A 13111-nucleotide genomic window follows, 5' to 3' on the forward strand; every position below is an offset into this window, starting at 1 on the left:
CCGATATTAGCTTCTTGATGAATCTTGCATTTAAATAATAAGTGCAGTGCACACGTCAATGAATAACCTTTACAGATTAGGGTCGAAATTATTTGTTCTCCATTTTCCAAACGAACGTAACATCTCATTGCGCCATGCTTGAGGATCTTGTTGTGCTTGTCGGCGTTTAAATTGATCAATTTCCTTACCTGCATTTTCTATGGCATCTTGACTCCAAGGTTTTGGATCAGAACGGCTTTGTGCAATTGAAAAATACAGTGGAGCTAATCGGTCAGCATAATCCACAATGCCGCCAGGAGCATTAAGATCTATCGTTTGAAATGGACCCATAAAAGACCAACGTAAACTTAAACCATCGCGTACCGTTTTATCTATTTCTTCAACAGATGCGTAACCTTCTTGATAAAGCCACCAAGCCTCATTCAGTAGGGCACCTTGAAGTCGATTAAGAATAAAACCTTCAATTTCTTTTTTAACTGAAATGGGTGATTGACCAATTTCTGTCATCAAATCCATCGTCTGTTTTACAACAACAGGATCTGTCCAAGGTGCAGGAACAACTTCGACTAATGGTATAAGGTGTGGCGGATTTACAGGATGAGCAATTAAACATTGCGCTCTGTGTTTTAGTCCTTCTGTAAAAGCTGAGCTAGGGATACCAGAGGAAGAGCTTGCCAACACAGTGCCATCTTCAATCACAGCATCTAGTGCAGCAAATATTTCTTGTTTAACGTCTAATCTTTCGAAAATACACTCTTGAATATACCAAGCATTCTTGACTGCTGTTTTGAGATCTGTTGTATATTCTATTGATTCAACTAAACCTATTGGAGCATCTTCGTTATTAACCTCTGCCTGAGCTTTTATTTCACTAGTTATATAACCTTTTGAAATATCAAAAACGCTCTCATTCTTATCGAAAATACAGACTTGGTAACCCGCTTTAGCAAAAACGATCCCCCATGATGAACCAATCAGTCCCGCTCCAATTATTGTTATTTTACTCATGATTGCCCTTATTATGTTGTGAAAGTTTTAATTAATGACTGCCATAACCAGTACTGAAATATTTATATTTATTAGTCTTCAGTTTTTATCCGCAACAAAAGCCTATGGTTTAATAATTTGTTTCTTACAATTCAACTAACTTGCATTCGGATGCACTTTTATTAACTCTAGTTAACAGTTACTGACACCTATACTTGTTTAAACCAGAAATAGAAAATTTCAAGTACAAGGTTTACTTCATAACGGCACAACAAGTAACGCTAACTAAGTAATAACAAGAATCTCTTATACTTATTACTTAATATCAAACCTTAAGTTATACCTACATGAAGTAAGGGTTAACGATTTATTTAGTTTAAAAATATAATTTATAGTATTCATAAAAAAACGTATTGATGTATGTCATTGCATGCGAAGTCATCGGGTGATAAAACATAAATAAATTCAACGCTATGAGACTTAATATGACTATTCCAACAACTCCATCTTTTTCATTACACGGAAAGATTGCACTGGTAACAGGTGCCAGTAAAGGTATTGGACGTGCTGCAGCTCTTGCGTTAGCTGCACAAGGTGCTCATGTTATATGTGTAAGCCGTGGTAAAAAGGCGCTAGATGAAGTTTGTGCTGAGATTGAACAAATGGGACAAACGGCTCAAGCACTTTTAGCAGACATGACATCAATGCAGGATATTGTTGAAAGAATTGGTGCTCTACCAAAGGTAGATATATTAGTTAATAACGCAGGCACTAATATTCCTGAGCCTTTTGTTGATGTATCTGAAAAGCATTTCGACCAGTTGGTACAACTCAATATTAAGGGCTGTTTTTTTGTTGCTCAACAAGTTGCAGATAAAATGTTAGCTAATAAACAGGGCGGTAGTATCATTAATATGTCATCTCAAATGGGTCATATCGGCGCAACTAATCGTACGGTTTACTGTATGACTAAACATGCCATCGAAGGCTTAACCAAAGCTATGGCGGTTGAACTAGCACCAAATGGGATAAGAGTTAATAGCATTTGTCCTACTTTCATTAAAACACCAATGACAGAAGCTTTTTTTGATTCGGAGTCATTCCAAAAAGATACACTAACCAAAATACCTCTAGGTCATGTTGGTGTGGTTGAAGATATTATGGGAGCAGTTATTTACTTAGCATCTGACGCGAGTCGCCTTGTTACAGGAAGTAGCCATAAAGTAGATGGTGGTTGGACGGCACAGTAAATCTTTATTTAACTTAGTTAAACTGCTGAGCTACGAAACACTAAATAAAAAATAACCGCCATGCTTACTATGTAAAGTTTGGCGGTTTTATTCACTTAGAACATCATTTAAAAAAGGTAATCAAGGGTAAAGCGAGCTCTTCGACCATTACCTGTAAAAATAGACTGAGAGTTAAAAGAACCTCTAAACCATTCTCTATCGGTTAAATTTTCTAATAATACACGTACACTTAATTGTTCAGACATACGATAACTGATTGTTGAATCGAGCAATGTATAACTTGGTAATTCAAAAGTATTAGCGTTATCTACAGGACGTGCACCTACATAATTTAAACCAAGCGCTAGGCTTAAACCTTTATCAGAGCTTTCATTAGCTTGATATTGAACCCAAACCGAACCACTGTTAGTTGGTGTACCTCTAGAGCGATTACCTTCATTGTCTCGATTATTAATATCTTCTGTAATTTCAGCATCAAAATCAGAATAGTTAGCACTGATCACCCAGTTAGGGTTAACACGACCAAGTAAGGTGACTTCAAAACCTTCACTTACCACTTCATCAATCACATCAGGTTGAAGTAAATTTCCTGTGTCTACAATATTAGTTTTTTCAATATTAAAATACGCAAAAGATGCTGATAAGTCTTCAGTTACATCCCATTTATACCCAAGCTCGAAAGCTTCGGATTCTGTAGGTCTTACTTCGCTTGCCACTAAAGCTAAGTCGTATTGACGACCATAGCTTGCATAAATCGACATATTATCTTGCGGAGAATAAATCAATGCAGCTTTAGGAATTAACTCACCTTCAGTTTGATCGGCAGTAATAGTTGGATCTGTAACAATATTTCCGCCAAAAAACTGAGCTAAATTTAAACGCGTACTGTCCAGCTCAAAACTATTCTCATCATAACGAGCACCAAGTACTAGTTGCCAATGATCGTTAAACTTTATCTGATCTTGAAAATATATACCCGTAGTGGTTATTTCTGTTTTAACTGATTCAAAACCCAGTTGATCACTAAACTCAAATTGCTGATTAAAGAATGGGGCGATAAAGCCTAATGCAGCAGGCAATGTAATAATTTCAGCATCTTGTGGATCATACGGGTCAACAAAGACTGTTAATCCATACGGGGGTAACGCTGGGTTTACTGAACTTAATACAGAATATAATTGTGCGTTGTAATTAAACTGTGATTCTCTATCAATTTTTCGTGTATTTGTATTTAAGCAGAATAGAACATGATGCTCTACGCCAAATGCTTTGATAGCGCCTATTAAGTTAATATCTACATTGATTTCATCTTTTACATCATCAGCAGACGTAAACGTGCGATATATACGTGCTTCATCATCTAAAAACAGAGTAGGGCTGTTTAATGCACCTTGAAGACTTTCATCTAAGGGGTTGAATAACGCATCGTCAGTATCGTCTTTACCTATTCGAAACTTAGTATTTAAAGCCCAATCGTTATTAATGAACCATTCATATGTTGCTTGAAAAGTTGTAATTTGAGTTTAAACATCGGTATTACCACCTAAGAATGTTTCTTTAGGTAGGGCGTAAATATCACCGTCTATAGCGGCTATACCTTGATCACGTGTTTGTTTAAAATCGTTAAACTCAGCTTCAACCGTTAATTTTTGAGAGTCGCTAATTTGATAACTTAAAGCAGGCGCAATAAATAATCGGTTGCGATTAGCAACATCACGAAAACTATCACCTTCATCAAATTGCACGTTAAGACGGAATAAAAGTTTATCGCTGAACTTAGCATTAGTATCTAAGTTCAGTTGGTACATACTGTCTGAATCTGCTGTTACCGATATTTCAGTAAAGTTTTTAGCTAACGGTTTTTTAGTAATTAAGTTAACAATGCCACCCGGTTCACCTCTGCCATACAAAGCTGAGCTAACACCTTTAAGCACTTCGATCTTTTCAATGTTGGCAAGAGGTTGAAAGGCAAAGCCTTGACTCACATCACGTAAACCATTTTTGAGAATGCCACCACTATTTTCATTTAAACGAAAACCACGAATATTAGTGTGTCCTAAAGGATCTGAAACATTAACTGAAGCAGAGTTACGATAAACATCAGATAATTCTAGCGAGCCCTGACTTTCTATCAATGCCTGATTAATAACATCAACAGGTTGGGGGATATCCGGGTTATGGGTATAAGTTTTGGTTGCAGAGTCTGCAAAATCATCTCTGAATTCACCACTTAAAATACGGCTAACAACGGTTGTTTTTTCTATATCTTTTTCAATTTTTATATTTTCATCAACGGCTTGTGCAATAACCGACTTACTGAATAACAGTACCAACCCCATTATTCCTACGTTTAAAGCTGTTGTTTTTCCCTTGGTGAGTATCTTATGTTTATTTATCATAATCTTCGTTAATTTATTAAAAACATCATTCATGTAAATGCGATTCATTTACATTCGCATGAATATAATAAAGATAAAGAGTATAAAAAACAAAAGATATTGCAGTTAAAATACACTATTTAAAAATAAATCAGTTCGTGCTCTCTGTAATATCGTTGCACAAGAATTATAAGTAAGTCGTTATGGAGAAATAAATGGGTGCTGAATACAACCTCAGATTAGAAGCTGTTAGAGATGAAATGGAAAAGCTTGGGCTAGATGAATTTTTAGTCCCACATGAAGATGAATATCTTCAAGAATAAGTTTCTGAGTATAGCAACCGTTTAAAATGGTTAACTGGTTATTCAGGCACAACAGGAGCCGTTGTTATTTTAAAAAATTCAGCGATTATATTTGTAGATGGGAGATATAAAGTTCAAGTTGATATGGAAGTCTATTCACTTAAAGATCTTTCTGAGTTTGAAACAAGTCAATGGGTATCAGAATTATTACCAAAAAACTCTCGAATAGGAATAGATTTAAAACTGCATTCATTTACCTAGTTTAAAAATATCACCAATGTGTTAACACAAAATAATATGCAGCGTATATCGATCAAGAAAAACATAATTGATTTGTGCTGGAATAGATCTAAAGTAAATGCAGTAAACGCAATATCAATACTCGATGAAAAGTATCATGGAAAAGCCAGTTATATAAAAAGAAAAGAAGTCGGTGATTTATTAAAGTCAGCTAACGTCGATAGTGCGATCATTACCAATTTAGATTCTATTTGTTGGTTACTCAATTTAAGGGCAAGTGATATTCCTTGTCTACCTGTTTTTTATGGCACCGTTTTAATTAGTCAAAATGGAAGTGTCATTTGTTTCCTTGATAGGCAAAAACTATCGGATGAAGTCAGAAATAGTTTTGATGATGATGTGATTTTTCAATGTGAAAGCTTATTAGATGATCATTTACAATCGATTAGAAATGAAAGAATCCAATTTGACCCTAATACAACAAACGCCGGCTTAGTAGCACTTTTGCAAAAGAACAATGCGACATATATAGAGATTTCAGATCCTATAAGTTTGTTAAAATCACAAAAAAATCCATATGAATAATCTGGTTTTATAGGCTGCCACCTTCGAGATGCTGGAGCACTAATAAATTTTCTCTCATGGCTCGATTCTCAAGTTAATTCAAACTCTTTCTATGATGAAGCTGAACTCTCAGATAAATTAGAAAGTTTCAGAATGAAAGATGATTTATATCAAGAACCAAGTTTTGAAACGGTTTCAGCTGTTGGTAGTAATGCTGCCATGTGTCACTACAATCATAAAGATAATACGCCTAAGTTAATGAACAATAATAGTATATATCTCCTTGATTCGGGCGCTCATTACCTCGATGGTTCTACTGATGTAACACGAACCATTGCTATTGGTCGAGTAACCGATGAGCAAAAAAAAAATGGCTACCTTAGTTTTAAAGGGCCATATAGCTTTAGCTGAAATGAAGTTTCCTCATGGTACAACAGGCCAACATCTCGATGCCTTTGCTCGACAATATTTATGGCAACATGGTTATGATTATGCTCATGGAACAGGTCATGGTGTGGGTCATTATCTTAACGTGCATGAAGGGCCTCAACGTATTGCAAAGTTCAATATTAACGTTGGTTTACGTTCTGGAATGATTGTTTCTATTGAGCCTGGTTATTATCGAGAAAATGAATTTGGTATACGTCATGAAAATTTATATTTGATTAATGAATGTGAAATGCTCTCAGACGCAGAAACACCCATGCTAAAGTTTGATGTATTAACCTATGTACCATTTGATCAAAATTTGATTAACACCTCATTGCTCAGTGAAGGTGAAATAGACTGGTTAAATAATTACCATTTGGATGTCTATACAAAAATCTCACCATTGATTGATAAGGAAAATATTATTTGGTTAGAAGAAGCTACAAGGCAATTATAGTGATATCGACAAATAAAATATCAATAATATAAATTAGAAGGAATTAGCTCTAAACAGTTAATTCCATTTTTAATTAAGTATTTAAAATCGCTATTAATTTCTTTACCATCTAATTCGATTAACTGTTCTTGAACATATTTCCTGATAACTTCTTCTGTTGCGTTACCAATCGTTTCAACAAAAAAGCTTTGTGTCCATAATTTACCGCCCCAGAAATACTGCTTTTTAATTTCAGGATAACTTCTAAAAAACTCACGAGCAGTTATACTTTTAATTATTTGCATAACATCGCTTGGCGACTGTTTAGGGATCCCTCTAATAACCATATGAATATGGTCACTCGGAATTTCTAACTCTACGATATCAATATCGTAGTCATATCCTACTTTTTGAATAATTGCTTTCATTGTTGAACGATAAGGTTCAATGAAGACTTTGTGTCGATACTTTGGTATCCACACAAAGTGGTACATTAATCTAAAGACATGATGTGTATTTCTTTGAAGTTCCATATGAAGAATAGCATTTACTGGGGTCCCCCCAGTATACACTATCCAGCACGGGGGCAAGCCCCCGAGATTTACGCTTCGCTAGTTAAATAAGCATTTAGTAAGCAACCAAACGAATAATAATTTACATCATTATTCGTTTGGTGCAGTTTAACAGCGACTTATGGACGTTATCGTAATTTGGTTAGCTAAGTATTCTTCTTTCTCAGCTTTTTGGTAGATCAAATCTAGTACTTCTCTGCCTTTAATAATTTGTCCAAAAGCAGCAAAACCTAATCCATCAGGATAGCGTTTACCACCATAATCTAACTCCGGTTGGTTACCTACACAAAAAAAGAAACTACCATCAGCACTACCAGGCTCGAATCGAGCCATTGATACAGTTCCATCTTTATGCAATATGCCTGTTTCTTCAGTTGATTCGTGTGGTATGCCAGCTAATAAACTAGAATGTTCAGGTGGAAGTCCTGCTTGTATAACATTTATTTTAGCGTTTTCATCTTCGACTTGATTAGCATTGTTATCTGTTACAATTCTAAAGATGCTACTATTATCAAATAGTTGTTTATCAACATAGTTGAGAAAATTTGAAACAGTAACAGGCGCTTGTTTAATAAAGAGTTCCAGTGTTATGTTTCCTAGAGGTGTTTTTATCAAAACTGAAGGGGATAATGGCATCATGATTCCTATATTTAATAGAGCTAATGGAATAATTAAAAAGTTATTATGAGACATTTTTAAAAAATATAATTTAGTCTTTGGGTGTTAAAACCTCAGAATATATTCTTTATCGTTATTTATTATAGTAGGAAAGGGCATGGCTAAAAAACATATCAAGTTAGATAGACTAAACCGTCAGATTTTGACTCAATTACAAAATAATGCACGTATTAGTAACAATGACTTATCAGAGCTTATTGGTTTATCACCGAGCGCTTGTTTACAGCGTGTAAAGGCCTTAGAAGACTCTGGCTTTATTCTTGAATATGCCATGGTTTCAAATGTAGATAAAATATGTATAAATGTTAAAGCTTATGCTCACTTTACTTTAGCGAGTAATACATATGATCGATGCGGAACATTCGAGAAAGGTATAAAGAAATATACGGAAGTAGTTGATTGTATGAAAGTAAATGGAGGTATAGATTATATCGCTTTTATGATGAGTTCGACCGTAGAAGAATTAAACCGAGTTTGTGATGAGATATTACAAGATAACTTAGGAATTGAGAAAATCGTTACTCATTTTGTATTAGATGTACCAAAATGGTTTGGCGGATATCCACTAGAGTCTTTAGAGTGGAAAACACAAGAAAACTAACCTATAGTTTTTAACTATATAAAGTACTCACAAAATAATAGTTAAGTTCACAATGTACTGACTTATAAATACTTTTAAAGTCATATATTTACTTGTTAACTTTTACCTATATTAATCTAATATTTATTATAAAACACATGTATATCAATGTGTTGTCATTCTATCTGTCAATTAAATATGTTTTTCATTGATTTGCCACTGATAATTTTGTTTAATGTGCGAAATTCGAAATATTATACACCCTTTTATTGTTTAATATGTACATGTTAGTTACATTGGGTAGTAACTTGTATTTATTATTTAAGTTGTGAGTTCGTTCGTGTTCTATCAACACATAAAAGTTGTTGGAACACCAAGAAACATAGCTTTCAGTTTAATTTTATATTTTAAGAATATTATCTTAAATAAATAATGATGTCTTTTATTAACCAACAATGGTGTCGAATATCATCACTCGAATCATATAAAATATTATTCGGTAAAAATAAAGATTTACCGAATATTTAAGATTTTCGGTTGATTGATGAATTAAGCCATATACAATGCGTCAAATAATTACTAATCATAATTAGAACAACGAAATATAGCTATATTAGCTATACAAAATGTTTTAATAAATATAATCATAAATAGTACATTTAAGCTTTAAAAGTGTACTTATACATTCAATATAATAGAGGCAAATAAATGCTTTTTAATAGTTCGTTTAACACTGATTGTCCTATACGTCAGCAGATTCGTCAGTTTTACCGTATTGATGAAAATACTGCTGTTGATTATATTCTTCCACTAGCAGAAGTTAATGTTAGTGCAAGAAGTCGTGCTTGGGATCGTGCCCGAATGATGGTGATGAAAATCCGTCAAGATCAATCAGGTGAAGGTGCGATAGACGCGCTTTTAAACGAATATTCACTTTCAAGTGAAGAAGGCGTAGTGTTAATGTGTTTGGCTGAAGCACTTTTACGTGTTCCTGATAAGCATACTCAAGATGTATTGATTCGTGACAAAATATCTCAAGGTAAATGGAGTTCTCATTTAGGTAACAGCGATTCTATATTTGTAAATGCTTCTTCTTGGGGGTTATTGATCACAGGCTCTATGGTTAATTACAACAACCAGCAAAAGCGAGAAAGCTACGGTTTATTGAAAAAAATCATTGGCCGTTTAGGTGAACCCGTTATTCGTAAATCAATGAACTTTGCCATGAAAATTATGGGTAAACAGTTCGTTATGGGTGAAACCATTGTTGCGGCAACTGAACGTGCGGCTACAAAAGAGCAACAAGGCTATGTGTATTCGTACGACATGCTTGGTGAAGGTGCTCGTACAATGAATGATGCCAATCGTTATTTAAAATCTTATCAAGATGCGATTGAAACTATTGGTAAAGTTGCTAAAGCATCAGGTAAAAATGATCCACGCAGAGTACCAGGCATTTCCGTTAAGCTTTCTGCCATTCATCCTAGATACGAATTTACTCATAAAGACCGAGTAATAGCTGAAATTGTGCCGAAGCTTAAAGCGCTTTGTTTACAAGCTAAAAGTTATAACATCGGTTTAACTGTTGATGCTGAAGAATCTGAACGTTTAGATATTTCTTTAGACATTATTGAAGCTGTTTTTAGTGATGAAGACTTAGGCGATTGGAGTGGTTTTGGTATTGCATTACAAGCATATCAAAAGCGTGCAATCTTTGTAGTTGACTGGTTACGCGAGCTGACTTTACGTGTTAATCGTAAAATGATGATCCGTTTAGTAAAAGGCGCTTATTGGGATACTGAAATTAAAAACACCCAAAAAGACGGTCATAACCACTTTCCAGTATTTACACGTAAATCATCTACCGATGTTTCTTATCATGCTTGTGCTAATAAGTTATTAGATTACAGAGACACCATATACCCACAATTTGCTACACATAATGCTTATACAGCAGCAACAATCGTTGAACTAGCGGGTGATGATAAAGAAGGTTTCGAATTCCAATGTTTACATGGAATGGGCGACTCATTGTACGACCAAATTGTAAGTGATGAAGCCATACAATGTCGTATCTATGCGCCAGTGGGTCATCACGAAGACTTATTAGCTTATTTGGTACGTAGATTATTAGAAAATGGTGCTAATTCATCGTTTGTTAACGCCATTGTTGATGAATCTAAACCTGTAGAATCTTTACTAGAAGATCCTGTAGAAAGAACACAGCGCTTAAAAGATAAATACAATAATCAGATACTTAAACCTATAGATCTTTACCAAGGAAAAACAGGTGAAGGACGTGATAACTCAAAAGGCTTAGACTTATCTGACATTAACGAACTGACCTTATTAAAAGCGTCATTAGATAAATGGTTTTCTGAACAACTATTAGATAAAAGTGATTTACCAGCAGGTTCAAGTGCCGTATTAAACCCAGCGGATCATAGTGAAATCATAGGTTTTCATCAATTTCACAGCAAAGAAGACATGTTAGCAATGATCGAAACAGCAGAAACTGCTTTCGCATCTTGGTCAAAAACGCCTGTTGTAGAACGTGCTGATTTGTTATGTAGAATTGCTGATATTTTAGAACGTCACATGAATGAGCTTATCGGCTTATGTATTAAAGAAGCAGGAAAAGTTGCTCAAGATGGCATTGATGAAGTTAGAGAAGCTGTTGATTTCTGTCGTTATTACGCTGGTAAAGCCATAGAGTTAGAGAAAGATGAACGACTTGAAGCTCGTGGTGTTGTGTTATGTATCAGCCCTTGGAACTTCCCGTTAGCTATATTTTTAGGGCAAGTAGCTGCAGCGATTTCAACAGGTAATACTGTATTAGCTAAACCCGCAGAGCAAACAAGTTTGATTGCACTTCGTACTATCGAGTTAATGAAATCTGTAGGTTTACCCGATGGCGTTGTTCAGGCAGTTATTGCCCGTGGTAGTGATGTTGGCAGTGTTATTGTTCCTGATAACAGAGTGCAAACAGTTATGTTTACAGGTTCAACTGAAACAGGTACTCGTATCTCTCAAACGTTAGCAGACCGTGGTGGCGATCAAGTCCCATTTATTGCTGAAACGGGCGGACAGAACTGTATGATAGTTGACTCAACAGCCTTACCAGAACAAGTGGTTGATGATGTTATTTCATCTGGCTTTCAATCTGCAGGTCAACGTTGTTCGGCATTAAGAGTATTATTCTTACAAGAAGATATAGCAGATACCGTTATCACAATGCTTAAAGGTGCACTGGCAGAACTACATGTAGGTGACCCGTCACAATTAAGTACGGATATTGGACCTGTAATAGATCAAAAAGCTTTAGATGCCCTTAATGCTCATAGCGAATACATGGAGCAAAACGGTACTTTATTATATCAATGCGAAATTGCTGATGACGTAGCAAACAACGAGCATTTCTTTTTTGCTCCTCGTCTTTATGAAATCAAAGATATTAGCGTACTTACCAAAGAAGTATTTGGACCTTGTGTTCATATAGTTCGCTTTAAAGGTAATGAAATCGAATCTGTTGTTGATAAAATTAACGGTACAGGTTTTGGCTTAACAATGGGCATTCATACACGTATCGAACATCGTGCGAATGAGCTGGCTAGACTATCTCGTGCGGGTAATGTTTATATTAACCGCAATATGATTGGCGCAATAGTTGGCGTACAACCATTTGGTGGACGAGGTCTTTCAGGCACAGGTCCTAAAGCAGGTGGACCAAACTACTTAACGCGTTTAGTGGTAGAAAAAGCGACACCTGATGCTGAAAAATTCAATTTATTACCTGAAAAAACCAAAGCATTAATTGGTGATACTGAGTCTAACGAAGAAGCGTCTTTATTCTTAGACAGAGCAGATGAAGCCGAGAAAAACTGGCGACTAACAGATCTAAACACACGTATATCTTGTGTGCGTCAATTGTTAGCCAAAATTGCCCATGTGAATATTGTTGAAGATTTAGCCGACGATTTGAACTACACGTTAAAATTATCACGCGAACAGTTAATCAACATTGAAAAACATTTGAAGAAGCCACAAGTATTACCTGGTCCAACGGGTGAATCTAATATTTTGTATCTAGAAAACAGAGGCAATATTATTTGTTTTGCTGATCAAACGGTTAGCTTCCATTTCTGGGTGCTTTCAATTGTAACGGCTTTGGCTACAGGTAATACAGTAGTCAGCGTTGTTTCTGATTTATACTATGATGAAGCAATAGCATTTAGAGATAAGTTTGTTGGTACTGGCGCTGGTGAAAATGTTTTTCAAGTAGCAAGATTATGTCACTTATCACCAATGTTGAAACATCCTGCGCTTTCAGGTGTAGTTGTTGATAGTAGTTGTGATCGTAAACACTATATCAGTGAAAAATTAGCGGAAAGAAAAGGGGCCATATTACCGATAATAACCTCTGAATATTTCGATAATTTGATACAGCGTTTAGTTACAGAGAAAACTGTGAGTATTGATACTACAGCATCGGGTGGTAATACATCATTAATGACACTAGTTGAAGATGAATAATATTTAACACTTTTCACTCTTTAAAATATATAAGAGAGTGCAAGTGCGTTAGCTAATATTATAAGTTTAGTCTCATTTCAGTTTAACGACTGAAGTGAGGTTAAATTCTTAGACTCAAATAAAATCTCTCAAACCTTTATCAAAATATTCAATACACCTTTA

Annotated in this window: 12 protein-coding genes; 7 read left to right on the forward strand and 5 right to left on the reverse strand. The window is 35.2% G+C overall.

Going from position 1 to position 13111, the window contains the following annotated elements:
• Positions 1–69 precede the first annotated feature (69 nt).
• Positions 70–1008, reverse strand: coding sequence for a 3-hydroxyacyl-CoA dehydrogenase (locus tag ACPUVN_RS06640; protein ID WP_426357348.1), 939 nt, complete (start codon positions 1006–1008; stop codon positions 70–72).
• A 464-nt stretch (positions 1009–1472) separates the two neighbouring features.
• On the opposite strand from ACPUVN_RS06640, the gene ACPUVN_RS06645 reads away from it, so the two are divergent.
• On the forward strand, positions 1473–2237 hold the full coding sequence (locus tag ACPUVN_RS06645) for an SDR family NAD(P)-dependent oxidoreductase (protein ID WP_426357349.1): 765 nt from the start codon (positions 1473–1475) through the stop codon (positions 2235–2237).
• A 107-nt stretch (positions 2238–2344) separates the two neighbouring features.
• Here ACPUVN_RS06645 and ACPUVN_RS06650 read toward each other — a convergent pair whose 3' ends face one another.
• Together ACPUVN_RS06650 and ACPUVN_RS06655 are read right to left on the reverse strand one after the other, a co-directional pair.
• A complete protein-coding gene (locus ACPUVN_RS06650) occupies positions 2345–3754 on the reverse strand; it encodes a TonB-dependent receptor (protein ID WP_426370554.1) in 1410 nt (469 codons plus the stop codon).
• A gap of 6 nt (positions 3755–3760) precedes the next feature.
• Positions 3761–4636, reverse strand: coding sequence for a TonB-dependent siderophore receptor (locus tag ACPUVN_RS06655; protein WP_426370251.1), 876 nt, complete (start codon positions 4634–4636; stop codon positions 3761–3763).
• 368 nt (positions 4637–5004) lie between these two features.
• On the opposite strand from ACPUVN_RS06655, the gene ACPUVN_RS06660 reads away from it, so the two are divergent.
• The 4 genes from ACPUVN_RS06660 to ACPUVN_RS06675 are packed head-to-tail and all read left to right on the forward strand — an operon-like array spanning position 5005 to position 6607.
• Complete coding sequence (locus ACPUVN_RS06660) at positions 5005–5178, forward strand: hypothetical protein (RefSeq protein ID WP_426360562.1); 174 nt, start codon at positions 5005–5007, stop codon at positions 5176–5178.
• Positions 5179–5196: 18 nt separating this feature from the next.
• Positions 5197–5742 (forward strand): aminopeptidase P family N-terminal domain-containing protein, encoded by a 546-nt coding sequence (locus tag ACPUVN_RS06665; RefSeq protein WP_426357351.1) that lies wholly within the window; start codon positions 5197–5199, stop codon positions 5740–5742.
• A gap of 42 nt (positions 5743–5784) precedes the next feature.
• Entirely contained in the window at positions 5785–6132 is a 348-nt protein-coding gene (locus tag ACPUVN_RS06670; RefSeq protein ID WP_426370555.1) for a M24 family metallopeptidase, read from the forward strand.
• A complete protein-coding gene (locus ACPUVN_RS06675) occupies positions 6092–6607 on the forward strand; it encodes a M24 family metallopeptidase (protein ID WP_426370252.1) in 516 nt (171 codons plus the stop codon). Before ACPUVN_RS06670 ends, ACPUVN_RS06675 begins: the two co-directional genes overlap by 41 nt.
• Before the next feature lie 20 nt (positions 6608–6627).
• Here ACPUVN_RS06675 and tnpA read toward each other — a convergent pair whose 3' ends face one another.
• Complete coding sequence (gene tnpA, locus ACPUVN_RS06680) at positions 6628–7119, reverse strand: IS200/IS605 family transposase (protein WP_426370253.1); 492 nt, start codon at positions 7117–7119, stop codon at positions 6628–6630.
• Positions 7120–7266: 147 nt separating this feature from the next.
• Complete coding sequence (locus tag ACPUVN_RS06685; protein WP_426370254.1) at positions 7267–7797, reverse strand: peptidylprolyl isomerase; 531 nt, start codon at positions 7795–7797, stop codon at positions 7267–7269.
• A 136-nt stretch (positions 7798–7933) separates the two neighbouring features.
• On the opposite strand from ACPUVN_RS06685, the gene ACPUVN_RS06690 reads away from it, so the two are divergent.
• Together ACPUVN_RS06690 and putA are read left to right on the forward strand one after the other, a co-directional pair.
• On the forward strand, positions 7934–8437 hold the full coding sequence (locus ACPUVN_RS06690; RefSeq protein ID WP_426357358.1) for an Lrp/AsnC family transcriptional regulator: 504 nt from the start codon (positions 7934–7936) through the stop codon (positions 8435–8437).
• Positions 8438–9124: 687 nt separating this feature from the next.
• Positions 9125–12949: a bifunctional proline dehydrogenase/L-glutamate gamma-semialdehyde dehydrogenase PutA gene (gene putA / locus ACPUVN_RS06695; RefSeq protein WP_426370255.1), complete on the forward strand. Its 3825-nt coding sequence runs from the start codon at positions 9125–9127 to the stop codon at positions 12947–12949.
• The last annotated feature ends 162 nt before the right edge of the window (positions 12950–13111 follow it).

The organism is Pseudocolwellia antarctica (assembly GCF_049933045.1).
Lineage (GTDB): Bacteria > Pseudomonadota > Gammaproteobacteria > Enterobacterales > Alteromonadaceae > Pseudocolwellia.